This is a genomic window from Microcoleus sp. B4-C2, from assembly GCF_036705265.1.
Lineage (GTDB): Bacteria > Cyanobacteriota > Cyanobacteriia > Cyanobacteriales > Microcoleaceae > Microcoleus.
The window spans coordinates 63559-90500 of record NZ_JAUBUB010000003.1 but is presented as its reverse complement, the minus strand read 5'-3'; the positions used below and the strand labels follow the sequence as shown (position 1 = coordinate 90500).

Below are 26942 nucleotides of genomic sequence, written 5' to 3'. Positions count from 1 at the left end.
AGAAGAGCCTGCTAACCAGTATAAAATAACCAATAACTCAATATCTGATCAACAGCAATTTGTCATCTATCTTTCGATATAAGCAGTCAGACACTGCTTTAGTCCGATAATATCAATAATCTCAAAAATTGTCCCCCCTTCCCCTTCAAACTCCCCAAAGGTAACGGTCATGTCAACTGCACAGATAACAAGCCCTAATTCCAATAATGCTTATGCCAAACAGTTACTCAGAACCTTAGTAGCTGTCAAAAAAGGGGACTTTTCAGTTCGGATGCCCATAGATCAGACTGGTCTAGCGGGAAAAATTGCTGACGAACTTAACGACATTATCGATCTCAATGAGAGAATGGCGGCCGAACTCGATCGCATCGGCACAGTTGTCGGTAAAGAAGGCAAAATCGCCCAGCGGGCAACCATCGGCAGCGCCGAGGGGTCATGGGCAGCTAGCGTAAATTCTGTCAATACCCTAATTACAGATTTAGTGCAACCAACCTCTGAAACCGCCAGAGTAATTCGGGCCGTAGCAAAAGGAGATTTATCGCAAACCATCGCCCTAGAAATAGAAGACAGACCCCTCAAAGGAGAATTCCTCCAAACAGCGCAAATTGTTAACACAATGGTAGACCAGTTGAGCTCCTTTGCGTCGGAAGTAACGCGGGTGGCTAGGGAAGTAGGAACCGAAGGGAAATTAGGCGTACAAGCAGAAGTTAAAGGAGTTGCCGGAACCTGGAAAGATTTAACGGATTCAGTTAACTCAATGGCAGGGAATTTAACAGCCCAAGTGCGGAACATTGCGGAAGTGACAACCGCTGTGGCAAATGGCGATTTGTCGAAGAAAATTACAGTAGATGTAAAAGGGGAAATTCTCGAACTGAAAAACACGATTAACATCATGGTGGATCAGTTGAGTTCCTTCGCATCTGAAGTAACCAGAGTTGCTAGGGAAGTAGGAACCGAAGGCAAATTAGGCGTGCAAGCTGAAGTGCGGGGAGTTGCAGGAACCTGGAAAGATTTAACGGATTCAGTTAACTCGATGGCTGGTAATCTTACCGCACAGGTGCGGAACATTGCCGACGTGACGACTGCTGTGGCAAATGGCGACTTATCCAAGAAAATTACAGTAGATGTTAAAGGTGAAATTCTGGAGTTAAAAAACACGATTAACATCATGGTGGATCAGTTAAATTCCTTCGCATCTGAAGTAACGCGGGTGGCGAGAGAAGTGGGTTCCGAAGGCAAACTCGGCGGTCAAGCAGAAGTTAAAGGAGTTGCGGGAACTTGGAAGGATTTAACTGATAGTGTTAACTTCATGGCAGGCAGTTTGACATCACAAGTCCGCAACATCGCTGAAGTGACAACCGCTGTGGCAAAGGGCGATTTATCCAAGAAAATTACCGTCGATGTGAAAGGGGAAATTCTTGAACTCAAAAACACCGTCAACACGATGGTTGACCAGTTGAATTCCTTTGCATCTGAAGTAACCAGGGTGGCTAGGGAAGTGGGAACCGAAGGGAAATTAGGCGTCCAAGCTGAAGTGCAAGAAGTAGCAGGAACTTGGAAAGATTTAACGGATTCTGTTAACTCAATGGCCGGGAATTTAACAGCCCAAGTTCGCAACATTGCTGAGGTGACGACGGCGGTTGCTAACGGTGACTTATCTAAAAAAATTACGGTACAGGTTAAAGGCGAAATTTTAGAACTGAAAAACACCATTAACGTGATGGTGGATCAGCTTAATTCCTTTGCATCAGAAGTAACCAGAGTTGCTAGGGAAGTGGGTTCCGAAGGTAAATTGGGCGGTCAAGCCGATGTCCGAGGTGTAGCAGGAACTTGGAAGGATTTAACGGATTCAGTTAATTTTATGGCGGGTAGTTTGACAGAGCAAGTACGGAATATTGCGGCTGTTACTACTGCTGTGGCAAATGGCGATTTATCTAAGAAAATTACTGTCGATGTGAAAGGTGAAATTCTGGAGTTAAAAAACACCGTAAACACGATGGTGGATCAATTAAATTCCTTTGCTTCGGAAGTAACACGGGTGGCTAGGGAAGTGGGAACCGAAGGGAAATTAGGCGTGCAAGCTGAAGTTAAAGGAGTTGCCGGAACCTGGAAAGATTTAACGGATTCAGTTAACTCGATGGCGGGAAATCTTACCGCCCAAGTGCGGAACATTGCGGAAGTGACAACGGCTGTGGCAAATGGCGATTTGTCCAAGAAAATTACAGTAGATGTAAAAGGTGAAATTCTCGAACTGAAAAACACGATTAACATCATGGTGGATCAGTTGAGTTCCTTCGCATCTGAAGTAACCAGAGTTGCTAGGGAAGTAGGAACCGAAGGCAAATTAGGTGTGCAAGCTTACGTGCGGGGTGTAGGGGGAACTTGGAAAGATTTAACTGATAATGTTAACTTGATGGCGGGGAATTTGACGGCGCAGGTGCGGAATATTGCGGAAGTGACGAAAGCGGTGGCAAATGGCGATTTGTCTAAGAAAATCACCGTGGATGTCAAAGGCGAAATTCTGGAGTTGAAAGACACTATTAACGTGATGGTGGATCAGCTTAATTCCTTCGCTTCTGAGGTGACGCGGGTGGCGCGAGAGGTGGGAACTGAGGGTAAATTGGGCGGCCAAGCTGAGGTGAAAGGAGTTGCGGGCACTTGGAAAGATTTAACCGACAATGTAAACTCGATGGCGGGGAATTTGACAGCGCAAGTGCGGGGTATTGCTAAGGTTGTGACGGCGGTGGCGAATGGCGATTTGAAGCGCAAATTAATGCTGGAAGCTAAGGGAGAAATTGCGACTCTGGCAGATACGATTAACGAGATGATTGATACGCTGGCGACGTTTGCCGATCAAGTTACTACGGTGGCGCGGGAGGTAGGAATTGAAGGAAAATTGGGCGGCCAAGCGAAGGTTCCGGGCGCGGCGGGGACGTGGCGAGATTTGACGGATAATGTGAATGAATTGGCTGCGAATTTGACTACTCAACTGCGGGCGATCGCGGAAGTGGCAATTGCTGTTACCAGAGGCGATTTAACGAGGTCAATTTCCGTCGCCACTGAAGGAGAAGTTGCCATTGTTAAGGACAACATTAACCAGATGATCGCCAATCTCCGGGAGACGACGCAGAAGAATACTGAGCAAGATTGGCTGAAAACAAACCTTGCTAAGTTCACTCGAATGCTACAAGGTCAGCGGGATTTAGAAACTGTTTCTAAACTAATTCTATCAGAATTGACGCCGCTGGTGTCTGCTCAGCATGGCGTCTTCTTCATGATGGAATCTGTCGAACATGATCCGTTTCTCAAACTGTTAAGTACCTACGCATACCGCGAACGCAAACAGTTAGGAAATAGATTCCATTTAGGCGAAGGTTTGGTAGGACAGTGCGCCCTGGAAAAGGAACGCATACTGTTGACAGAAGTGCCGGAAAACTACGTTAAAATTGGATCGGGACTGGGAGAATCTACGCCGTTGAATGTGGTGGTTTTACCCGTACTATTTGAGGGACAAGTGACGGCAGTAATCGAGTTAGCTTCGTTCCGCCGCTTCAGCGAAATACACTTGACATTTCTCGACCAACTTACAGAAAGTATCGCCATTGTTTTAAATACAATTGCGGCGAGTATGCGGACGGAAGAGTTGCTAAAACAGTCACAGTCTTTGGCAGAAGAGTTGCAAACTCAGCAAAAGGAACTAACGGAAACTAACAAGCGTCTCGAACAACAAGCGCAGTCGCTCCGTGCATCGGAGGAACTGTTGAAGAGTCAGCAGGAAGAGTTGCAACAAACGAATGAAGAACTAGAAGAACAAGCTGAATTGCTAGCGCTGCAAAATAAGGAAGTTGAGCGGAAAAACCGAGATATCGAACAGGCGAGGGGGTTGTTGGAAGAAAGAGCGGAACAGTTGGCTCTAACTTCTAAGTATAAGTCGGAGTTTCTGGCAAATATGTCTCACGAGTTGCGAACTCCGCTGAATTCGCTGTTGATTCTGGCTCGATTGCTTTCTGACAATACTGAGGGTAATTTGACTCAGAAGCAAGTTGAATACACGCGCACAATTTACTCGGCGGGAAATGATTTGCTGGGGCTGATTAATGACATTTTGGATCTTGCTAAGATTGAATCAGGCACGATGTCGGTGGAAATTGAGCAAGTGTTGTTTGCCGACTTGCGAGATCATTTGGATCGAACTTTCCGCCAAATCGCCCAGGATAAGAAGTTGAGTTTTAAAATCGAGCTTGAGGGTGGGTTGCCAAAAGGTCTCTATACTGATGCTAAACGGCTGCAACAAGTTTTGAAGAATCTTCTCTCTAATGCGTTTAAGTTTACAGAGCGAGGTGATGTGAAATTGTGTGTCGAAGTAGCGCGGGAAGGGTGGAGTTTAGAGAAAGAAAGTTTAAGGAGTTCCCCTACTGTTTTGGCTTTCTCAGTTAGCGATACGGGGATTGGGATTTCTGCTGAGAAACACCGGGTTATTTTTGAGGCTTTCCAACAAGCTGATGGTAGCACTAGCCGGAAATACGGGGGCACGGGTTTGGGTTTGTCAATTAGTCGAGAAATTGCTAATTTGTTAGGGGGAGAAATTCAATTGACAAGTCGCCCTGGTGAGGGTAGTAGGTTCACGCTTTATCTGCCGCAAACTTACCAAGAATCGCGAATAATGAACGATCAGGAGTCGGGAATGAGCAAGCAAATTGCTCAATTGCCGGCTGCTATTTCTTCTGCTGTTCCTTCGCCGAATTTCAACTTGCCGATCGCTCCTTATCCATCACCGGTTATCGCTGACGATCGGGAAAATGTCGATCCCGACGATCGCGTGCTGTTGATTGTCGAGGATGATGTAAACTTCGCTCGGATTCTGTTGGATATGGCGCAGGAACAGGGTTTTAAAGGTTTGGTGGCTTTGCGGAGCGATATCGGTTTGGCGATGGCGCGAGAGTTCAAGCCAACGGCGATTATGCTGGATCTAAATTTGCCTGTGATGGATGGCTGGACAGTGCTCGATCGCTTGAAGCACGATCCAAGTACGCGCCACATTCCGGTTCACATTGTATCAGTTGAAGAAGGGCGGCAGCGCAGTTTGCAGTTAGGGGCGATCGCGTACTTACAAAAGCCTGTCAGTCGCGAAGCTTTGAGCAAAGCTTTGACTGATATTAAGGGGTTTGTGGAGCGGCCAGTGAAGAATTTGCTAGTCGTGGAAGACGACGAAACACAGCGTCTCAGTATTGTGGATTTAATCGGCAATCACGATGTTTCTACAACGGCTGTGGGGAGCGGTGCAGAAGCGCTAGAAACTTTGAAATCGGGGCATTTTGACTGCATCGTACTCGATTTGGGACTGCCAGATATGACTGGTTTTGAACTGATTGAGCAGATCAAGCAAGAGGCTACTTTGAAAAGTCTGCCGATTATTATTTATACCGGCAAAGAGTTGACGAGAACCGAAGAAACTCAACTGAAGCGGATGGCGGAAACAATCATTGTTAAAGATGTGCGATCGCCAGAACGTTTGTTAGATGAAACAGCTTTGTTTTTGCACCGAGTCCAAGCAAATTTGCCGGAACCAAAGCGCCAAATGCTAGAGCAATTGTATCAAACAGATTCGACGCTGGCGGGCAAAACAGTTTTGATTGTTGACGACGATATGCGGAATATTTTCGCCCTCACAAGTATGCTGGAGCGCCATAAAATGGAAGTTGTGTATGCTGAGAATGGCAGAGAGGGCATTGCTAAATTGCAAAGTACGCCTGAGATAAATATTGTGTTGATGGACGTGATGATGCCAGAGATGGACGGTTACGAAACCATGCAAGCAATTCGTAATATGCCTCAATTTGCGTCCTTGCCAATGATTGCTCTGACTGCGAAAGCTATGAAGGGCGATCGGGAAAAATGTATCGAAGCTGGTGCGTCTGACTACATTACCAAACCTGTTGATACGGAACAGTTGCTCTCGCTGCTGCGTGTCTGGCTTTATCGATAGTCATTAGTCATTAGTCATTAGTCAGCAGTCATTAGTCAGCAGTCATTAGTCAACAGTCAGCAGTCAACAGTCAGCAGTCAACAGTCAACAGTCAACAGTCAACAGTCAACTATGCCCCATGCCCCATGCCCCATGCCCCATGCCCCATTCGCAATTCCCAATAAATAATTAAAAATGCCCGAAAGCCATGAACTTGAAACAATCGAAATTCAACTCCTACTAGAGGGAATGTTTCGCTATTACGGATTTGATTTCCGCAATTATGCTCTTGCCTCTCTCAAGCGCCGTATTTGGAACACTATTCGCTCGGAACGACTCACCACTGTGTCTGCACTTCAGGAAAAGGTACTTCACAATCCTGCTTACCTAGACCGTTTACTGCTGGACATTTCTGTCAATGTAACGGCGATGTTTCGCGATCCCAGCTTTTACATTAGTTTCAGAAAAAAAGTGGTACCGCTGCTGCGTACTTATCCTTTTATTCGGATTTGGCACGCGGGATGTTCAACGGGAGAAGAAGTCTATTCTATGGCAATTTTGCTGCAAGAAGAAGGACTTTATGACCGTTGTCGGATTTACGCTACGGACATGAATGAATTAGTTTTGAAAACCGCAAAAAGTGGGATATTCCCGCTGAAACAGATGCAAGAATATACGCAACTTTACCACCAAGCTGGGGGCAAGAAAGCGTTTTCTGAGTATTACACTGCTGCCTATGAAAATGCGATTTTTCGCTCTTCACTTAAAGATAATATTGTCTTTGCTCACCACAACCTAGCAACGGATAATTCTTTTAATGAGTTTAATGTTATTTTATGCCGTAATGTGCTGATTTATTTCAATTCACACCTCCAAGAGCGGGTACACAAGCTTTTTTATGAGAGCCTGGTAATGTTTGGAGTTTTAGGCCTGGGTCATCAGGAGTCTCTGATTTTTACACCTTATGAAAAATATTATGAAGCACTTGAAAGTAGTGATAAACTCTACCGAAGAGTTAAATAAAAAAAATTTTGAAATAGTGGTTGTGGGCACGTCTTTGGGAGGGCTAGAGGCTCTGACTGTGCTGCTGGCAGATTTGCCAAAAAGCTTTCCTTTGCCTGTAGTTATTGTCCAACACCGCCATAAGAGTTCTCAGAATAGGCTGACAGATTTTTTACAACAGCACAGCTCTCTCCCAATCACAGAGGCCCAAGACAAAGAGCCGATCGCACCTGGACGGGTTTACTTGGCTCCTGCGGACTATCACTTGCTAATAGAATCGCCCTGTGAGGAGGAGTTTAGCCTGTATGAAAACGACTTTACAGAATGGGGGAGCGTGGCAGTGGAGTCAATCCATAATTCAAAATCCCCAATTCCCAATCGCGTTTCTCCTACATTTGCACTATCAACTGAGGCTCCTGTCTGCTACGCGCGGCCCTCAATCGATGTGCTGTTTGAGTCTGCTGCGGATGCCTTTGGGGAGAAAGTTATCGGCATAATTTTAACTGGAGCTAATTCGGATGGTAGTAAAGGGCTGGCAAAAATTAAAGCTGAGGGAGGATTGACATTCGTGGAGGAACCGGATTCAGCTCTATGCCCAACCATGCCAGCATCGGCGATCGCAAATGTTGAAGTAGACTGGATTTTACCCCTCTCTAAAATTGCTCCCTGTTTAGTCAATTTGCTAAGAATTAAAGATTAAAAAAATTATGAATCAGCAGTCGCCCCATCGAGTAAATGTCCTTTTAGTTGACGATCGCCCAGAAAATTTGATAGCTCTAGAAGCTATCCTCAACAGCCCCTCTTATCATCTAGTACAAGCTAATTCGGGCGCGGAGGCTCTGAGATGTCTGCTTAATGAAGATTTTGCGGTAATTTTGCTTGATGTGCAGATGCCGGGAATGGATGGATTTGAGACAGCAACATTGATTCGCTCTAGAGATCGATCGCGATCGACTCCGATTATTTTTATCACAGCATTCAGCAGTAATGACACCCACGTGTTTAAAGGTTATTCTCTGGGTGCGGTGGATTACCTGTTCAAACCCTTGGAACCGGAAATATTGACCTCGAAGGTGGGGGTATTTGTGGAATTGTTCCAGAAAACAGTGGAGGTGAAACAGCAAGCAACACAGTTAGCTGCTGTTAATAGTGAACTAAGTAAAAGTGAAGAGCGGTTTCGCACTTTGTGTGCTTGTTCGCCGCTGGGAATTTACTTAGCTGACGTTGAAGGGCGTTGTACATACATTAATCCCCGTTGTCAAGCAATTTGCGGGTTAACACTGGAGGAAAGTTTAGCAGATATTTGGCAGCGGGAAGTTCATGAAGAAGATCGCGATCGCGTAGTAGCACATTGGTTAGCTTGGATTAAAGAAGGCAAGGAATATTCTAACGAGTTTCGATTAGCTGGTAGCGAAACTGTGCGTTGGATTAATGTGCAGTCGTCGCCAATGTTTTCGGATTTGGGAAAACTGATCGGTCATGTGGGTACGGTTAGAGATGTCACAGACCGCAAGCAAGCAGAGGAAGAACGCGGCCGACTAATCCGCGAACAAGTGGCGCGGCAAGAAGCGGAGAGAGCTAACCAGATGAAGGATGAATTTTTAGCTATTCTCTCTCACGAACTCCGTACTCCTTTAAATGCAATTCTCGGCTGGTCTAGGCTGCTTCGTACCAAAACATTTGACCAAGACACTATAGAGAAAGCCCTAGAAACAATAGAGCGCAATGCTAAATCTCAATCTCAACTCATCGAAGATATTTTAGATGTTTCGCGGATTCTGCGGGGGAAACTAAATTTAAATAAGCATCCGATTCGGTTGGAATCTGCGATCAAGCTGGCAATAGATTCTTTGCAGCCGCTGACTGAGGAAAAATCAATAGTCATAGAATTAACGTGCAGTCCCAATGTAGGTGAAGTTATCGGCGATTTCGATCGCTTGCAGCAAATTGTGTGGAATTTGCTGTCAAATGCGATTAAGTTTAGTCCGCAAGAGGGTAAAGTACAGGTGCGCTTAGAGTCTGTTGGCGATGAGGCTCAAATTCAGATAATTGATAGCGGCATTGGTATCGCTCCTGATTTTTTGCCTTATGTTTTCGATCGCTTCCGCCAAGCTGATAGCAGCACAACTAGGTCTTACGGGGGTTTGGGACTGGGACTGGCGATCGTCCGTCACTTGGTGGAACAGCACGGCGGTAAGGTGCAAGCAGAGAATAATCCGGGCGAGGGTGCGAAATTTACGGTGGCTTTACCTGTGGTACAGAGGAACGCCGTCGCTGCTGACGATGATTGGTCGGAGCTCAATGACAGGACAGAGACCCTTCCTACTCTAACTAATTTGCAATTGCTGGTGGTGGATGATGACGATGATACGCGGGAGTTTTTGATTGCTTTACTCGAGGACGAAGGAGCTATAGTGCGATCGGCGGCATCGGTGGCCGGGGCTCTAGCTGCACTGGAGAGTTATTGGCCGGATCTACTGCTGAGCGACATTGGAATGCCGGAAGCAGACGGCTATGAGTTGATCGCGCGCGTGAGAGAAATGGAAGTGCTCAGGGGTGGAAAGATGCCTGCGATCGCCCTGACGGCCTACGCGAGAGAGGAAGAGCGCCAGCAAGCGCTGGAAGCGGGTTTCCAGATGCACTTATCTAAACCAGTTGACATAAATAAGTTAATTGCCGCAATTGCTAACCTCACAGGGATGCTCGGAAATCCCGATCCAACTCACATCTTGCACCATGCTCAATAACAGGCTTTTCGGCCTGTTCCACAAAGAGTAAATTTTCTTGTGGGGAGTAGGGGTTGGGCAGGAGAGCCCGTCCCTGAAGGCTGATTGACAATAGTGTTCTTCGGTGATTTCCAACGGACTCGGCGGTTAAAACCGCTTTGTTGACCCAAAGCATCCAGGATACCCGCCACGTGATTCATCCGTCCAGAAATAAAAAACCTGTATCCGATGAAACTTGCCGAACGTATTTATTCGTGGGCTCTATGCTTCAATCTAAAATCTAAAATCTAAAATCTAAAATCGATTGACCCCCAATCCCGTGCCGATTAGTGAGAAAAATATTAAGCTAGCTTAAAGGACACGCGATCGACAGTTCGGAACAAGACACCCGTTTTTCCACAAAAAACTGGATATTTGCCGTTTTTTTGCTTCAACCTGCCGTCAAAGTACAAAATTACTCGCCAATCAATTCATGAATATTTTTAGCAGTCTGCTTTCTAGCCCAACTCAAGCACCCCAAGTCAAAAAACAGCGTCGAGGCATTGAAATTAAGTCGGAACGCGAAATCGAAATTATGCGGCAGGCCGCGAAAATCGTTGCAACGGTACTCAAAGAAATTTCCCAAATGGTGAAACCGGGAATGACTACTGCTGATTTGGATGCTTATGCCGAAAAACGCATCCGTGCTATGGGGGCAACTCCGAGTTTTAAAGGCTATCACGGTTTCCCTGGATCGATTTGCTCTAGCATTAATAACGAAGTTGTTCACGGCATCCCCAGTCCCAAAAAGGTAATTCGGGCCGGAGATGTTCTCAAGGTAGATACGGGGGCATATTATCAAGGTTTTCACGGCGATTCTTGCATTACGATCGCAGTTGTGGAAGTGACTCCCGAATCGGCAAAATTAATCCGAGTCGCAGAAGAAGCTCTCTACAAAGGCATCGAACAAGTGAAGGCGGGAGCCTATTTGCTCGATCTGGCTGGTGCGATCGAAGATCATGTCAAAAGCAACGGTTTTAACATCGTTGAGGAGTTTACGGGCCACGGTGTCGGGCGAAATTTGCACGAGGAACCGTCGGTTTTCAATTTCCGCACGCGGGAAATGCCGAACGTGAAATTGCGAGCGGGCATGACATTGGCGATCGAACCGATTCTGAATGCCGGTTCTAAGTACACTCGGACGCTTTCTGACAAGTGGACGGCTGTAACCGTTGACAATGCTATGTCGGCTCAGTTTGAGCATACTGTGTTGGTGACAGAAACTGGCTATGAAATTTTGACCGATCGTTCCAAAGTTTAAGGGGAACAAAAGACAATAGTTTTGAGTTTTGAGCTAAAGTTTTTATTCTGTAGGTTGGGTTGAGCGATGGCGAAACCCAACATCTTATTTAAAATGAAGATTTGGGCGGAGCGAAGCGTAGGGTTCGTTCCTCAACCCAACCTACAATATTTACACTATTAAGAAGGTAACAAAGATGTCAGCACGATTATTATTGGTAGATGATGAACCGGGCTTGCGGGAAGCAGTACAAGCTTATTTGGAAGATAGCGATTTTGCGGTTGAGGTTGCCAGTAATGCTCGCGATGGGTGGGAACTCTTGCAGCAGACTAATCCAGATTTGGTGATTTCAGACATTATGATGCCCCAGGTGGACGGTTATCAATTTCTCAAGCAAGTGCGGGAAGATCCTCGCTATAAGGCTTTGCCGGTGGTGTTTTTGACTGCTAAGGGGATGACGAGCGATCGTATTCAAGGCTATCAAGCAGGCTGCGATGCTTATCTTTCTAAGCCCTTCGATCCTGACGAATTAGTAGCAATAGTAACCAATTTGCTGGCCCGCCGCGCGGCTGCTAAGGAGACAAGCGAAAATCCTGAAAGTCCAGATATTGCTGCTTTGACAAGCCAAATGGCGAGAATTGAGTCTTTGCTGAGTGGGCGGAGTTCGATCGCCCAAAGTCCTTCGCCGATTAAAATTGATTTGACTCCGCGAGAACAAAGTGTTTTGGATTTGGTTGCTCAAGGTTTGATGAATAAGGAAATTGCCCGCCGCTTGGAAACTAGCGTGCGTAATGTGGAAAAGTACGTCAGCCGTTTGTTTAGCAAGACGGGTACTAACAGCCGTACTGAGTTGGTTCGCTTCGCCCTCGAACACGGCTTGACGAAATAGGAGTCCTCTCGACTTGGCTGGAGGCTGTGGCTTGCCAAGCTGCGTTACCAGGCTCTTCCTGGTAACGAGAATTATGCAAAAAATTAGAAATGTTAAGATTTGACACTCCCCAGCCTAAAGGCGTGGGGATTCTTAATTCATCGACTGACCTTTAAGCACCATGTCCTTGCGGCAGTCCTTAAACCTTTCAACCGTACAATAGTACAAATTGACGAGTCTAATTCACTGTTACCCCAGAGGGTCTATCTCCAAAAGCGTACTAGGATACAAGCAAGCGAGTTTGGGTATGCCCTACCCTACTTAACAAATCAAGAAATTGTTTGTTGTTACTGGTTTAAGGATGCGTTGATCCTTTAGCTGTTTTAAGAGTTTTCGCCGCTCTGCGTCCCCCGGTTTATACCTAAAAGTGTGTCTTAACTGTTTCACGATGGTAAAGGAGTTTAACCTTGACTATTTTAGTATACTACAAATACCAGCAATTCCTGATTTTTAGGAAGGGATTTAAGAAATTAAAGCCGCCCTAGAAGGACGGGTTTTAAACCCAATTTCCTGATAAGTATTGACAGGTATCCGGCGGCTGTGGTATGTCACATCAGCTTGCTGGTGGCAGCGCGGGAGTGCGAAAACTGGTGTGCGAAAACTGGTGTGCGATCGAACTTCTCACCCACTTTGCTTTGAGTCTGAGATAAACACTCGCAAACACCGGGGAATTACTTAGCGGGAAAACCTGACTGTTTAAGAGTTTTCACGTAGTAAATAGAAAAGCAAACACTTGACCGGATATGCTCCGTTAAGCAAACTTGCCACGAAAAGTCACAGATAAGGTTATATCCTGTGGAAAAACAAGCCACTATTAATTACAGTTCTGGACGCACTCCTACAAAGAAACCGGGTTTTTTACCTAATTTACGGTGTGTAACAAAGTATTTCGTAAAAAAAAACCGTTTCTGGGCCCCCAGGCTAAAATTTTACACCCTAGTTCAAGCTCTCAGATTCATCTGTGGAGTCAATCTAAAATCTCAAATCTAAAATCGACTGACAGCGATGGAAAGTAGCCGCAGATGTTGAATGTATAGTAGTACCAAAGTTTAGTTTATATCAGGAGGATACCATGAGGAAAATCACGGCGCGACAAACAATAAGTGCCATAGTAGCACTGCCGATCGTACTAATAGCCAATACAACTCAAGCTTTAGCGACTGATACCGATCAAAAAATAGAGCCAATTAAGAAAGTTTCGGATTTTGGCGATGAGCTAGATTTTGATATTGGGCCACCAACAACCATCAGCATTGAAGAAAGCGAGGATTGGGATGAACCTGATTTTACAGCTACTTTAGATATGGAGATTAGTAAATTTATGACCAAAAATCTTCAAGCTGTAATTGATGAGCCGCCGCCGATAGTTTATCTCAGTGCTGCAAGGAGTCAGTCAAGCAAGGAATGCCGGATTTCAGCGATATGCGAATAACTGAATCGGATGTGTGCGATTTTGGCGATGGCTGGGAGCCCCGCAAACAAAGACTTTTTTGCTGGGTAGAATTTGAGCAATTATCAAGATTTCAGTAAAATCCGGTTGATTTTGCTGGAAATATGCGAATAACAGAGTATGTATTTTTTTGGGTATGCTTTAATTGCGATCGGCTAAAATAATAAGTATGCAGGCTGAAAAAAACTTAACTAATTGATAGTTAGTCCGTAGGGTGCGGATCTGCTTAATATTTGATAAAGATTGCAGATTGACGGGTGTATCCGCACCTTACTCGCGTCTCTCTTCTTGTGTGTACCACATATACATGGAATATGCTGTAAGTATGCAGGCTGAAATAAACTTAACTAATTGATAGTTCCCAGTGATGGGAAATCGCCAAAAAGGGCAGAAATAAAATTAATCATGTGATTGTTCGCTGTGATTGGCAAACGTAAAAACGGGTAAAAGTAAACTTAGTTAGAGCAACCGCCCAAAAGGTGAGGACGTTCTTAATTGCAGTTCCCCCCTGCGGTCTATTCTTTCCATCCGTTACATCCGTTACATCCGTTACATCCGTTAAATAATCCGTTGCCGAACTTCCATCCGTTACATCCGTTACATCCGTTAAATAATCCGTTGCCGAACTGCCATCCGTTACATCCGTTACATCCGTTAAATAATCCGTTGCCGAACTTGCTTTTTTCGGCAGTTGACAGCACCTATCCTGAGAATTTTTTTCAAATATTAATTATGATTAATTCGCACTACCAGCAAGAAACCGCAGCACAGCAAAACCAAAGTTCGCTGCAAACTCTCTCCCGGACTCTGAGAATGTCTCACGGGCAATTTTCGCTCATTTTGGTACGGTGCAATTACAGCGCTATGAGAGAGGAAATTGTAAGGCAATTGCGGGCAGAGTCTGGGATCGAGATTCGAGAAATTGTCCTCCCGCCATCTGTTAAAACTCTTTACACGACGATAGAAACCAAACTTTCCTGCACCCATCCGGCAGCTTTAATGGTGTTTGGATTGGAATCGGTAAGTGCGATCGATCGCCTGCTGACTTCTACCAACTACGTGAGGGAAGAATTTCGGAATAATTTTCCTTTCCCGGTGGTGCTGTGGGTGACAGACAAAATATTAAAAAAACTGATTCGGTTAGTAACAGATATCGAAACTTGGACGACAAGTGTTGAATTTGTGATGGGCCCGGACGACTTGGTAGATTTTTTGGGCAAAAGTGCCGATCGCATTTTTTCCAACATTTTAGAAAGTGGCAATTGGCGTTTAACTAATTCTGCCATTCTCGGAGCCAATTCTTTGAGTGAACTAGAGTCAGCTAGCCAAGACTTGCAAACTTGCAATATCAGATTAGAACCAGCTATTGAAGCAAGTTTGCAATTTATTCGCGGTAGGCACGAATATGCTTGTCACCGCATCTCTGCGGCTATTGAATTATATCAAAAAAGTCTCAGTTTTTGGAAGTATCAAGTAGCATTTATTGGACAAAAAACAGAATTTAGCGATTTGTTATTTACCGTTCACCCTGCACCGGTGTTAGAGGGAATTCTGCTATTCCACATCGGTCTTTGCTACCGCTTCCAAGCAGAAAAACACCGCAGCGGCAACCGTCCTTACTGGACGGAAGCTAAGAATTATTTTCAGGAATGTATTGATGTTTTAGAACGCGTGGGGCGGCCGGATGCCGTGGGTATATTCATCAATCAACTTGGGGAAGTATTGCAGCATTTAGAAGATTGGGATGCACTCTGGAATTTAGCTATTAAAGCTCGGAGGTTACATCAAAATATGGAAAATTCAGCAGTTAATTTGGCTCAAGATTACGGCTTTTTGGCTAGAGTAGCCTTAGAGCAAAAGAACTGGCAAGGGGCGAAAGAATGGGCTTTAGTGGCTCTAGACGTTCTCAACTCAAATTTAGAAGCGACGGGACAGGGAACCCCTGTAAAGTCGCAGCATTTAGGCTTGTATCTGTTAATTTTAGCAGAGGCCCAGAGTCATTTGGGTGAGGTGCAGGAGGCGATCGCGCATTTAGAACTTGCTCGCTCGGAAACCGAACCTTGCTACAACCCGCAACTGTATTTGCGGGTTTTAGAAATGCTGCGATCGCTCTATTTTCAGCGGGGAGAATATCTCGAAGCATTTCAAATTAAGCAAGATTATCGAGCGGTGGAACACACGTATCGGTTCCGAGCTTTTATTGGGGCCGGAAAGTTGCAGCCGCACAGAGAAGCGGTTAATTCCGTCGCCGAAACTCTTGCCGGCGCTGCTACTATTGCTGACGAGATTACAGCTTCCGGCAGAGAGGAAGACCTCAACCGCTTGATATATAGAATGAACAATACCCCCGACAAACTGACAGTAATTTACGGTCAGTCTGGAGTTGGCAAAAGTTCAATAGTCACGGGAGGATTAGTACCAGCTCTTAAACAAAAAAAAATAGAAATGCGGACTGTTTTGCCCGTAGTGCTGCAAGTTTATAACAACTGGCCGCGGGAATTGACCAGACAGTTATCTGCTGGAAAAGCTGAAATATTCGATCCTGAAATTGCCGAAGCAGTACCAGAAACTGCTCCGGTAGATTTGACCGTAGAAGCAGGTGCAGTCAAGGGAAATCTTATTTCGGGATTGCACGGTGGCTCGGCTGCGAAAAATGAGGAGCAAAGGGAGCAGTCACAGCCAGTAGAATTTATCATACAACAACAGGCGATCGAATACGAAAACATTATCAAGGAGCTGCAAAGAAATTCAGAACATTTAGTGACTGTTCTGATATTTGACCAATTTGAAGAATTCTTTTTCGTGTGGAAAGAGCCAGCGGAAAGACAAATATTTTTTGATTTTTTGCGGGAATGCTTGAAAATCAAATACTTAAAAGTCGTCCTGTGTTTGCGGGAAGATTACCTGCACTATGTGCTGGAATTTACTCGACCAAAAAACCAGACAGGATTCGTTAACAATGATATTTTAGATGACATTCTCAGCAAAAACATTCTGTTTTATTTGGGAAATTTTTCGCTGATCGATGCGCGATCGGTAATTCGCACTTTAACTGAGCGAGCGCAGTTTTACTTAGAACCGGAGCTGATCGAAGAATTAGTCAATGATTTAGCTGGAGAATTAGGAGAAGTTCGCCCGATCGAACTACAACTTGTCGGCGCTCAACTACAACAAGAGAACATTAGAACTTTAACTCAATATCAGGAACTTGGCAACAATCCGCAACAAAAATTAGTCGAAAGGTTTCTCGAAGAAGTTATCAAAGATTGCGGGCCAGAGAATGAAGTAGCGGCGCGCCGAGTTTTGTATTTGCTCACAGATGAAGAACAGATTCGTCCCCTAAAAACCCGCGCAGAATTAGCTTCAAGTTTAGCGACATTTGCTGAAGCTGACAAATTAGATTTAGTCTTAGAATTGTTAGTAAAGTCTGGTTTAGTGTTTCGATGGATGGAACTGCCTGCTGAGCTTTATCAGCTCGTTCACGATTATTTAGTTAGCTTCATTCGCCAGCAGCAAGAATTAGATAAAAAGGCAGAATTTGAGGAACTGCGAAAGCAAAACCAAATTAACCGAGATGAAATTGAACAAATTCGCAAAGACAGAGAGCAAGATGCTTTGCTGTCGGAAGCTAGAGACAAACAGTACCAAGCAGAAGCTCAACTTTACCACACTCGGAGATGGCAATTGCAGGCGGCGGTTTTAGGAGTGCTTGTACTCGGAGGTGTTTCGGGGATGGCTTTCGAGCAAGCAAAATTAGCAGAAAGCGCACGGCAAGAAGCAGAAACCAGTCGGACTGATGCCCTAAATTCGGCGTCGGAAGCTTTGGTGCTTTCTAATGAAAAAAATCAATTAGGAGTGTTGGGAAATAGTATCAAAATTGGTCGTGATTCTCTGAAAAGTACGGCGCTGCCTGTGGACACTAAAAATCAAATTGCTGAAAGACTCAGACAAGCAGTTTCCGGGGTGCAAGAACGCAACCGTTTCGAGCAGCACAGCAAGTTTGTTTTGGATGTAAGTGTTAGTCCCGACGGCAATTCAGTTGCTTCGGCAAGTGCAGATCAAACTGTTAAATTGTGGAGCAAAGAAGGTAAGTTATTAAAAACTTTCAATCACCCAGATAGCGTGACGAGTGTTAGTTTTAGTCCTGATGGGAAAACGATCGCTACTGGTTGTGCCGATCGCACAATTAGAATTTGGCAAGTAGATAACGACAAAAGTGCGATTGGCATTTTATCCGGCCACCGCGATATCGTCACCAGCGTCAGTTTCAGTCCAGACGGCAAAACCCTAGCTTCCGCCAGTCACGACAACACCGTCAAAATCTGGAACCTTGCGAACAAAAAATTGCTGCAAACCTTAACCGGACACAAAGACTGGGTGCTCGGCGTCAGTTTCAGTCCCGACGGCCAAACAATTGCCTCAGCAAGTGTTGACAAAACTGTCAAACTTTGGAACCGAGAAAGTAAAACGCAGAACTTTAGAATTAATCCCAAAACATTAACCAAACATTCTGACATTGTTTACAGCATTAAGTTCAGTCCAAACAGTCGAGAACTCGTCTCAGCAAGTGCCGACACCACAGCCAAAATTTGGAACCGAAACGGTGAGGAAATCAGAACTCTCAAAGGACACAACGATGAAGTTGTCAGCGCGACTTTCAGTCGCGACGGCGAAAAAATTGTCACCGGCAGTGCAGACGATACGGTGAAAGTTTGGAGTCGCAGCGGCACTTTGCTCAACACTTTTCGAGGACATCAAGACGACGTGAGGGCCGTAAGTTTCAGCGGCGACGGCACTATTGCTTCCGCAAGTAAGGACAAAATAGTGAAAATTTGGAAACCAGACAGCACTCCGCTGAATAAGATTTTATCAGGACACGGAGACTGGGTTTACAAAGTCAGTTTTAGCGCTGACGGCAAAACAATTGCTTCTGCTAGCGGGGACAAAACAGTGAGACTTTGGCGTGCTGACGGCAGTTTATTCAAAACCTTAGAAAGTCACAAGGATTCTGTTACCTGGGTTAGCATTTCGCCTGATGATAAAACTGTTGCTTCCGCGAGCGATGACAAAACCGTGAAAGTCTGGAGTTTAAACGGCAAACTGTTAAATACTCTCAGCCACAGCGGCATTGTTAAAAGCGTGAGTTTTAGTCCAGACGGAAAGATAATTGCTGCCGCAAGTGCCGATCGCAAATTGTACCTCTGGCGCTGGAACGGTGCTAAAGCAACTTTGTTGGCAAAACTCGATCACAGCAATCCAGTAATTAGCGTTAGCTTCAGTCCCGACGGCAAAACTATTGCTACTGCTACCGCTGCTGAGGACAAGCCAAGCGGGAAGAAAAAGGCTTTTGAAATTACCGGAGAAAAGAGAGTTTACCTGTGGCAATTTAACGGTTCGTCGGCAAAAATTATGAAAACTCTCGACCACCAAGACAGCGTTAAAAATGTTAGTTTTAGTCCAGACGGCAAGACTATTGCTGCTGCTTGCGCTGACAAAAAAGTTTACTTGTGGGGGTTTGATGGAAAGGTGGCGAATTTAACTGAAAAACTCGACCACAGCGATACTGTAGAAAGCGTGAGTTTTAGTCCCAACGGCAAGTTGATTGCGGCGGCGAGTGGGGGAAATACTGTTAAGCTGTGGGATTTTGACGGCAAGAAGGCTATTCTATCTAAGACTTTAGAATCGAGCGATCGCGTGTTGAGTGTTACTTTTAGTTCTGATAGCAAAACTCTGGGTTTTGCTAGTAGGGATAGGAATGTAATTCTGTTGCCTGTGGAGAATTTGGAACTGAATAATATTATTGCTCGCAGTTGCGAGTGGTTAGGAGATTATTTGCAGAATGACCCGAATGTTGCTGAGGGCGATCGACTGCTGTGTCTTGGGTTTGGGAAGCAGGCTTTAAATAAGGGGAAGCGGTGAAATTGACAGCGGTAAGTTGCGGGCTGCACACCCTACATAATTATATTTTGCTAATTCTCATCTACATAATTTTATGGAAAAATTCTGTATATGTCTCGGCGGTGCGCTACTCGCTGACAAATTAAAGTTTTTGTCGGTGCATCAACTGTGAGTCCAATACGGTAGTCACCAACACGAATTTTATATTTATCTGGATAAACTTTCATTTTTTCCAGATATCCTAATGCAAAGGGATTGTCTGATTCTAAGAATTGAAAAACTATAGGTTCTATCCTACTTCTAATTTCAGTAGGTAAAGCAGCTAGTTCTTTGAGGAACCGATTTGTATATTCAACTTGCCACATTATTTTGTTTGATTGAGTTATAATACTTTAGTGCTTGTTCTTTTGATAATCTCTCATCACCTTCAGTTTCTTCTATAAGTTTAGCCAGACCATAGTTTTCCAAAATCTCCTCTATTTTCTCAAATTGTTCAAGGGGGATTTGAACAGCAATCGGCTGCTGATTTTCGTCGATCACATAACTTTTATGTAGTTCTAGCATTTTGTAGTGTTTATATCTGAGTATATGAATTATTATAATAGATACATTTTTTTTGTCAAGAGGCGATCGCGTCTGCCTGTCGAGTTACTCAACCGATAGGTTAAACAAATCTATCTACTGGCTAATTGTGGTCGCAGTAAACTTGCGCTAAAATTCGACTGACAAGCTTAACCTTTTTGGCAATTCCCCACAGAATTAACCAGCAATCAAAACCCGAGGTAAACCACATGGATGTCAACTCCCAAAATGTCCAACCAATCCCGCCATTCAACGAGACAAACGAGGAAACACCAGAGATAGGTGGCGGTTTGCCCGTAATAGAATATTGGGCAGAACATACATTGTCCCCGGAAGGGCCGAAACTTTGGAAAACTTTGCTGCACAAAAGTGCTTGTTTGTCGTGTTCTTGGGGCACGGGCGGACAGAAAGGAGGTTTTACAAATGAAGAGGGCGAAAAACTTCAGCGGTGCATGAAAAGCGTCGAAGCAATCTCCGCTGAAATCAAGCCGGCTATCTCAACTCAATTTTTTGAACAGCAGAGTATTGCACAACTTCAGCAATTAACTTCAATGGAAGCCGATAGGCTGGGAAGGCTGAGTTTTCCGATGATTTTGCGGGCTGGTTCCTCTCATTACGATCGCATTTCTTGGCAAGAAGTTTATCAAATTGCCGAAGCTGCTTTTCGCAAAACCCCCGAAAGAGTGGCATCTTACAGTTCCGGTCGTTCTTCCAACGAAGCGGCTTTTCTGCTGCAATTGATGATGCGGGCGATGGGTTCCAATAACTTAGCAGATTGTTCCGATCTCTGCCACGCTCCCTCGACAACTGGCTTAAGCGAAATGTTTGCCACCCGCACCTCGTTAGTGAGTCTAGAAAACTTGAAGGAAGCAGATTGCGTCGTGCTCGCGGGCAGCAATTCTTCCTACAACCATCCCCGTTTGATGAACGAATTGATTAAAATTCGCGACAAAGGCGGTAAAATAATTGTAATCAATCCGGTGATGGAAATCGGCTTAGTCAAGTTTGGTTCTCCCGCATTTCCCGTCAAGTCGCTCATCCCCGGTTCCGATATTTCCTCCTTATACTTGCAACCAATTCCCGGCAGCGATACGGCGCTATTTTTAGGCATTCAAAAGTCTATAATCGAACAAGGTTTGCTGGACGAAAGCTATTTGCAAGCTCATACAGAAGGCTGGGAAACAGTAGTCCAGCACGCCCGCGAAACCGCTTGGGAAACTATTACTAAAACCTGCGGAGTTTCCCAAGCAGAAATTGAGGCGGCAGCCAAAATTATCGGCACGTCCCAGCGGGTTGTCTTCGGTTGGGCGATGGGAATTACCCAACACGATAACGGTGTAGATAACGTTTTCAGCATCGCCAATACTGCCTTAATGACAGGAAATGTCGGCAAAGAAGGGGCGGGATTAATGCCCGTGAGAGGACACTCAAACGTGCAAGGATTCGGCTCTATGGGCGTCACTGTGAAGCTGAAAAAAGAAATTCAACAAGCTTTAGAAAAGTTATTGAATCGTCCCCTCAGCCCTGTTAAAGGCTACGACACTCGATCGCTCATTGAAGCAGCAGAAGCAGGCAAAGTTGATACCCTGATCTGTCTGGGCGGCAACTTGTATGGGGCGAATCCAGATTCAACGCAGGCAAAACAGGCTTTAAGCAATGTTGAAACCGTTATCTACCTCGCAACCAAACCGAATTTAGGGCATTTTCACGGATTGGCCAAGCACAATACAATTGTGCTCCCCGTCCTGAATCGCTTTGAAAACCCCCACAAAACAACGGTGGAATCGGGCAATAACTTTGTGCGTTTAAATGATGAGGGCGAAACTCATCTCCAGAATTCGGATTTGATTCCTGAAGTGCATTTTTTGACGGAATTAGCCAGCAGAATCCACGGCGATTTTCCGGTTGATTGGCGCCGACTTCAAGACACAAAATACGTGCGCCAATTGATTGCTAAAACTATTCCGGGCTATGAAAAGATGGCAACAATTGATGATACAAAAGAGGAATTTACCATCAGCGGTCGCATTTTTACCGAACCTAAATTCCCTACCGAGTCTGGGAAAGCGAAGATGTTTGTCACGCCTTTACCTAAGCTGAAATTACCGGAAGCGAAAGAGTTTGGAGTATCGGAATCAACACAGGGTATTGTTGTGGCATTGATGACGGGACGCAGCTATTCTCAGCACAATACTGTGGTTTACAAAATTGATGACAAGTACCGGGGAATGCCGCACCGCAACTGCATTTTGATGAATCGTGCGGATGCAGAAAGCACGGGTTTGCATGAACATCAGCGGGTTACGGTGCAGGGCAATGTGGGGAAAATGGAAAATGTCGAGGTGATTTATGGGGCGGTTCGTGAGGGTGCTGCTTTGATGTTTTATCCTGAAGTTAATGTGATTTTTCACCCGGAGATTGAAAAGCGATCGGGCACGCCTGCTTACAAGCGCGTACCTGCTTTTGTTTATGCGGAAGTATAGAATATCTTACACCATTCTCAAGAACAGGCAAGATGCCTGTTCCACAAATTACACCATTCTCAAGAACAGGCAAAATGCCTGTTCCACAAATTACACTATTCTTAAGAACAGGCAAGATGCCTGTTCCACAAGGGGTTAATTTTTTGTGGGTGGGCATCTTGCCTGCCCATATGCAAGTTTTAATCAACTCTTAATTTGCAAAGTTCTACCGCGCCAAGTGCATCCCCAACTGGTTTCAGTTTTAATCGCAGAACCGATCGCCATTGCCGCCACTAACGCACCTCCCAAACCTCCTAACCACCAGTATTTCGTCGGACATTCAGAAATCTCGGCACCCAAGGGGCGCAAAGTGTAATGCTGCCAAATTACGATTACGGATAAACAAATAGTTAACCAGGTAATTGGTTGGTTGGTCGCGGCTGACAAGCGAATTTCAAAGGTGGTATCCGCCACGTGATTTATCCGTGGAATCAATCCAAAATCTAAAATCGAAAATCCTCAAGAAAGAGCATTTATCTCGCGCAAGTCAATTCTTTAATCTAAAATCTAAAATCTAAAATCTAAAATCGATTGACCTGCTAATATTTTAAGCCGAGGGTCGTTGAGATGCTGTTGCAGGGTTGGCCCGATCGCCTTGGTGTCGTCTGTCGATCGATCGTCTACAATTAAAACCTCTAAATTGTCCACAGACAGCGGTGTACTCTCCCTCATGGCGATCGCGCCATCCCGAATATTCTCTGCCTCGTTGTATGCTGGTACGATTACCGAAACTGTAGGGAACTGCGCGGCGGGTGCCGGTGAGGGCCTCGCGGAACTTCTGTCGGTTTGAGGCGCATTTTTGACCGATCGGCGCAAATTCTTACTGTAAGCTGTACTTACAATCAGAGAAAAAATTAGCAGGGTTAACAATATCAAAGCCAACTGACCTCAAAATGTCAGTACACGATTAGTCTCCCTAAATATTAAAAAATATTAAAACAAAAAGCTAGTCGATCGCCCGAAAAGTTATTTTGACCGAAAGCATCCAGGATACAAGCCCCCGGATTCATCCCTGGGGTCAATGCTTCAATCTAAAATCTCAAATCTCAAATCTAAAATCGATTGACCGAAAGCATCCAGGATACAAGCCCCCGGATTCATCTCGCGCAAGTCAATGCTTCCATCTAAAATCTAAAATCTAAAATCTAAAATCGATTGACCACCTCTTTTGCTATAATTTGTGAGCATCTTTCGGCTCGCCCGCACCGAGGGGCAAGACCCCTCACCCAGACAGCGACCGAAAAGCCGAGGATAGATATCAGTTTTCAGAGGATATTGCAATGGGCGAATTTTTTACAGTCGATGTGTTTGCGAACACGATAGCGGTACTCGGCGCTTTGGGTTTTTTCTTTTTGGGATATCAAGCTTTGCAGATGTTGAAAAAATAAAGTATGTCAGAACTGAGATGTTACACCATTGTCAAGAACGGGCAAGATGCCCGTTCCACAAAGAATGATTTTTCTTGTGGAACAGGCATCTTGCCTGTTCCTAAAGAAGTAATTGAGAATGGTGCAATATCTCAGTTAGAACTGAGATGTTGCACCATTGTCAAGAACGGGCAAGATGCCCGTTCCACAAAGAGTGAGTTTTCTTGTGGAACAGGCAAGATGCCTGTTCATAAACAAGTAATTGAGAATGGTGCAATATCTCAGTTAGAAGTCAGAAGTCAGAAGTCAGAAGGAAAGAAGTCTGAGGGAAGAAGTCCGATGGAAGTCGGAATAAGGAAAGAAAAAAGAAGGAAAAAAGCAACTATTCGGAATATCCAATGCCCTGTTTTGCCCAGGCCCAATGCCCTGTTTTGCCCATTCCCCGGAACACCTAATTTACCTGAAAAAGGCTATACAACTGACTCAACATTGCCACTGTTTCTTGCGAAAATCAACCAAAAAAAGGCTGCGTTATTATCATGGTGAGCCAACTTTTAGATGGACGCTATCAAATCATTGAAGTCATAGAAACAGGAGAATTTGGGCAAACCTATCTGGCCAAAGATATTCGCCGTCCCGGAGAACCGCAGTGCTTTGTCAAGCACCTGCGTCCCGGTACCACCGAACCGAAATTAATTAATACTACGCGCCGTCTTTTTCAAAAAGAAGCAGAAGTTCTAGAAAAGCTCGGTCAACACGACCAAATTCCTCAGCTATTCGCTTATTTTGAAGAAAATGAAGAATTTTTCTTAGTAGAATCCTTTGTTGCCGGTCACTCGCTATCAACCGAGATTGTACCGGGCAAGCCTCTAAGTGAAGAAAAAATGATTCCTTTGCTGAAGGAACTGTTAGAAATTTTAGTATTTGTACACGGACAGGGCGTAATTCACCGAGATATTAAACCGGCAAATTTAATCCGCCGCTATTCCGACAACAAGTTAGTTTTGATTGACTTTGGCTCGGTGAAAGAAATTCACATCGCTCAAAGACAAGCGCCGGTAACGGTGCGGATTGGCACTCTGGAATATATGCCGATCGAACAATTTCAATACAACCCGCAACTCAACAGCGATATCTACGCTTTGGGAATGATTGGCATCCAAGCAATGACGGGTTTGCCGGCTTACGATTTGCCGAAACTGCGGGATTTGAAAAATTCTAATAAAGGCGAAATTGTTTGGCGGCATTTAGCCACCTGTTCCCAAGCGCTGGCCGATGTTTTGGACAATATGGTGCGCTACGATTTTCGGGAGAGGTACCAGTCGGCGGCGGAAGCTTTAGCCGATTTGAGGAAAATTGGCGATCGCTCGCGGGCGCGGATTCCCAAGCTAACAATATATCGCGAAGAAGTCGATCGGCGTAGCAGCAGTCGGGGTGATATTACAGTCGTCGGTCGAAGAATATTAGATGAACTGCGCGTCAGTTTGGAATTGCTGCCAGAAGAAGCAGAGGCGATCGAAGATGAGGTATTGAACCCTTACCGGAAATACAGGGAAAAAGGCGAACGCTACGAACAATCACTGCAAGAAGCAATGCAGCAAGAATATCCCTTTTCTCTGGAAACTCGCGACGAGTTAAAACGCTTGCAGCAAGTTTTAGGGCTTACCGACGAAGATGCCGCGAAAATCGAAGAATTAGTCATTCCTAAATCTTTATTTGCTAAATTGTACAAGGCGATATCCACAGTTTTGGAGGGACATCGCAACCCCAATCTGCCACCAGCGAGTAGCGCCCCTCACCTCGAATTGCAGGCAAGTCCGGCGGTATCCCCGCAGGTAAATCTGAACGGAAAAACCGATTTGTCGAGCTCCAGCCCAGCAGCACTTGTCCCCAAAGAAACTCGCAAATTCAATCCTTATCTTGCCGGAGCAACAATTGCGGCTATCTTAGCTGCGATCGGCGGAATTTACGGATATCTCAAATGGCAAGAATGGCAGCAGCTAGCCCAGAAAGAATCCCAACAGCTCAATCAAATTGAAGCTCTTTATACAGCCAGCAATTATGAAGGCTGCATCAGCCAAATACCAACAATTGCCGACACTTCCAGCACCTATTCGTCCGCTCAGGAGTTACAAGAACAGTGCCAAGCAGGTTTGCGGTGGAAGAACGCCAAAGTCAAAAATTTCGCTCAGCATTTAGATGCAGTTGGGTCTGTTGCTTTCAGTCCAGACGGCTTAATGTTAGCCAGCGGTTCTAAAGACAAAACCATCCAAATTTGGGATTTAGCTACAGGCAAGTCGATTCGCACTTTTCCAGGAGATTCCTCCACTATTTGGTCGGTTGCTTTTGACTCAAACGGTACCAAACTGGCGACTGGCACCGGTTTTTGGCGAGTCATGCTGTGGGATTTGAAAACAGGGCAAGTGATTCGCAGTCTCGACCACACTGCTTCTGTTTGGTCTGTTGCTCTTAGCCCCGACGGACAGCTTGTGGCTAGTGCCAGCGGAGACAAAACCACAAAGATTTCGGATGCAACAACTGGCCGTTTGATTCAGAGTTTTCCAGACCATACAGATTTTGTTTATTCTGTTGCTTTCACTCCAGATGGAAAAAGTTTGGTTAGCGCTTCTAAGGATAAAAAAATTACAGTTGTGGATGTCGCCACAGGGGCGTTGCTCAAAACTATTGAGGGACACGGCGACGCGGTGAGGTCGGTTGCTGTTAGCCCGGACGGGAAGACAATTGTTAGCGGTTCCTACGATGAAAGTATTAAAATTTGGAATATCGAAACAGGAGATTTAATTCGCTCTATCAAGGGACATTCTGACGATATTGTCTCGGTTGCTATCAGCCCGGACGGGAAGTTTATTGCCAGCGGGAGCAAGGATAAAACTATTAAAGTTTGGGATTTTGCTACTGGAGAATTGCTGAATACTTTGACGGGACATTCCGATGAGGTTTATGTGGTAACTTTTAGTCCCGATGGCAAAACTATTGCTAGCGGTTCTAAAGACAATACTATTAAGTTGTGGTTGAGGTAATACGATTTTAGATTTTAGATTTTAGATGGGAATGACTTACCGCATAATGGTTGGGAACTTCCCTACAATTCCATTTTTTTGAGGAACTGGTGTAACATCAATTCCGGTCGATTACTATAATATACGTAGGTTGGGTTAAACGAAGTGAAAACCCAACACCTATGGATGTTGGGTTTTCACTT

Annotated in this window: 16 protein-coding genes; 12 read left to right on the top strand and 4 right to left on the bottom strand. The window is 45.0% G+C overall.

Annotation, left to right across the window (positions count from 1 at the left end):
• The first annotated feature begins 169 nt into the window (after positions 1-169).
• The 8 genes from QUB20_RS02135 (at position 170) to QUB20_RS02100 (ending at position 19269) form a co-directional block, all read left to right on the top strand.
• Positions 170-5986, top strand: a complete 5817-nt coding sequence (locus QUB20_RS02135) for a HAMP domain-containing protein (protein ID WP_333242813.1) — start codon at positions 170-172, stop codon at positions 5984-5986.
• A gap of 174 nt (positions 5987-6160) precedes the next feature.
• Positions 6161-6988, top strand: coding sequence for a protein-glutamate O-methyltransferase CheR (locus QUB20_RS02130; RefSeq protein WP_333239670.1), 828 nt, complete (start codon positions 6161-6163; stop codon positions 6986-6988).
• The gene (locus QUB20_RS02125) at positions 6960-7667 is read left to right on the top strand and encodes a chemotaxis protein CheB (RefSeq protein WP_333242816.1); all 708 of its coding nucleotides are present in this window, start codon (positions 6960-6962) and stop codon (positions 7665-7667) included. Before QUB20_RS02130 ends, QUB20_RS02125 begins: the two co-directional genes overlap by 29 nt.
• Before the next feature lie 7 nt (positions 7668-7674).
• Positions 7675-9714, top strand: coding sequence for a response regulator (locus QUB20_RS02120; RefSeq protein ID WP_333242819.1), 2040 nt, complete (start codon positions 7675-7677; stop codon positions 9712-9714).
• A gap of 451 nt (positions 9715-10165) precedes the next feature.
• Positions 10166-10993, top strand: coding sequence for a type I methionyl aminopeptidase (map, locus tag QUB20_RS02115; protein WP_333052584.1), 828 nt, complete (start codon positions 10166-10168; stop codon positions 10991-10993).
• A 175-nt stretch (positions 10994-11168) separates the two neighbouring features.
• The gene (locus tag QUB20_RS02110; RefSeq protein WP_333052586.1) at positions 11169-11861 is read left to right on the top strand and encodes a response regulator transcription factor; all 693 of its coding nucleotides are present in this window, start codon (positions 11169-11171) and stop codon (positions 11859-11861) included.
• A gap of 1111 nt (positions 11862-12972) precedes the next feature.
• Positions 12973-13332, top strand: a complete 360-nt coding sequence (locus tag QUB20_RS02105; RefSeq protein WP_333242822.1) for a hypothetical protein — start codon at positions 12973-12975, stop codon at positions 13330-13332.
• 750 nt (positions 13333-14082) lie between these two features.
• Complete coding sequence (locus tag QUB20_RS02100) at positions 14083-19269, top strand: nSTAND1 domain-containing NTPase (RefSeq protein WP_333242825.1); 5187 nt, start codon at positions 14083-14085, stop codon at positions 19267-19269.
• Between the two features lie 71 nt (positions 19270-19340).
• Here the strand turns inward: QUB20_RS02100 and QUB20_RS02095 are convergent, their stop codons facing one another.
• Together QUB20_RS02095 and QUB20_RS02090 are read right to left on the bottom strand one after the other, a co-directional pair.
• Positions 19341-19613: a type II toxin-antitoxin system RelE/ParE family toxin gene (locus QUB20_RS02095; protein WP_333242829.1), complete on the bottom strand. Its 273-nt coding sequence runs from the start codon at positions 19611-19613 to the stop codon at positions 19341-19343.
• Complete coding sequence (locus QUB20_RS02090) at positions 19600-19812, bottom strand: hypothetical protein (RefSeq protein WP_333052595.1); 213 nt, start codon at positions 19810-19812, stop codon at positions 19600-19602. The genes QUB20_RS02095 and QUB20_RS02090 overlap by 14 nt, the downstream gene beginning before the upstream one ends.
• Before the next feature lie 227 nt (positions 19813-20039).
• Between QUB20_RS02090 and QUB20_RS02085 the strand changes: the two genes are divergently transcribed.
• Positions 20040-22313 carry an FdhF/YdeP family oxidoreductase gene (locus QUB20_RS02085; protein WP_333242836.1) on the top strand — a complete coding sequence of 758 codons (2274 nt, stop codon included), beginning with the start codon at positions 20040-20042 and terminating at the stop codon, positions 22311-22313.
• Positions 22314-22345: 32 nt separating this feature from the next.
• Positions 22346-22507 (top strand): hypothetical protein, encoded by a 162-nt coding sequence (locus tag QUB20_RS02080; protein WP_333242839.1) that lies wholly within the window; start codon positions 22346-22348, stop codon positions 22505-22507.
• Here QUB20_RS02080 and QUB20_RS02075 read toward each other — a convergent pair.
• A complete protein-coding gene (locus QUB20_RS02075) occupies positions 22497-22766 on the bottom strand; it encodes a hypothetical protein (protein ID WP_333242842.1) in 270 nt (89 codons plus the stop codon). The two genes, QUB20_RS02080 and QUB20_RS02075, sit on opposite strands and share 11 nt — an antisense overlap.
• Before the next feature lie 93 nt (positions 22767-22859).
• A complete protein-coding gene (locus QUB20_RS02070; protein WP_333242845.1) occupies positions 22860-23228 on the bottom strand; it encodes a glycosyltransferase in 369 nt (122 codons plus the stop codon).
• Between the two features lie 602 nt (positions 23229-23830).
• Here QUB20_RS02070 and QUB20_RS02065 point away from each other — a divergent pair.
• Both QUB20_RS02065 and QUB20_RS02060 read left to right on the top strand, forming a co-directional pair.
• Positions 23831-24265: a hypothetical protein gene (locus QUB20_RS02065; protein WP_333291124.1), complete on the top strand. Its 435-nt coding sequence runs from the start codon at positions 23831-23833 to the stop codon at positions 24263-24265.
• Complete coding sequence (locus tag QUB20_RS02060; protein ID WP_333242851.1) at positions 24259-26760, top strand: protein kinase domain-containing protein; 2502 nt, start codon at positions 24259-24261, stop codon at positions 26758-26760. The genes QUB20_RS02065 and QUB20_RS02060 overlap by 7 nt, the downstream gene beginning before the upstream one ends.
• The last annotated feature ends 182 nt before the right edge of the window (positions 26761-26942 follow it).

Coding starts and splice junctions, on each gene's coding strand:
- QUB20_RS02085 (WP_333242836.1), top strand. CDS start 20,040: ATGGATGTCAACTCCCAAAATGTCCAACCAATCCCGCCATTCAACGAG.
- map (WP_333052584.1), top strand. CDS start 10,166: ATGAATATTTTTAGCAGTCTGCTTTCTAGCCCAACTCAAGCACCCCAA.
- QUB20_RS02110 (WP_333052586.1), top strand. CDS start 11,169: ATGTCAGCACGATTATTATTGGTAGATGATGAACCGGGCTTGCGGGAA.
- QUB20_RS02135 (WP_333242813.1), top strand. CDS start 170: ATGTCAACTGCACAGATAACAAGCCCTAATTCCAATAATGCTTATGCC.
- QUB20_RS02090 (WP_333052595.1), bottom strand. CDS start 19,812: ATGCTAGAACTACATAAAAGTTATGTGATCGACGAAAATCAGCAGCCG.
- QUB20_RS02120 (WP_333242819.1), top strand. CDS start 7,675: ATGAATCAGCAGTCGCCCCATCGAGTAAATGTCCTTTTAGTTGACGAT.
- QUB20_RS02080 (WP_333242839.1), top strand. CDS start 22,346: ATGCCTGTTCCACAAATTACACCATTCTCAAGAACAGGCAAAATGCCT.
- QUB20_RS02100 (WP_333242825.1), top strand. CDS start 14,083: ATGATTAATTCGCACTACCAGCAAGAAACCGCAGCACAGCAAAACCAA.
- QUB20_RS02060 (WP_333242851.1), top strand. CDS start 24,259: ATGGTGAGCCAACTTTTAGATGGACGCTATCAAATCATTGAAGTCATA.
- QUB20_RS02095 (WP_333242829.1), bottom strand. CDS start 19,613: ATGTGGCAAGTTGAATATACAAATCGGTTCCTCAAAGAACTAGCTGCT.
- QUB20_RS02105 (WP_333242822.1), top strand. CDS start 12,973: ATGAGGAAAATCACGGCGCGACAAACAATAAGTGCCATAGTAGCACTG.
- QUB20_RS02130 (WP_333239670.1), top strand. CDS start 6,161: ATGCCCGAAAGCCATGAACTTGAAACAATCGAAATTCAACTCCTACTA.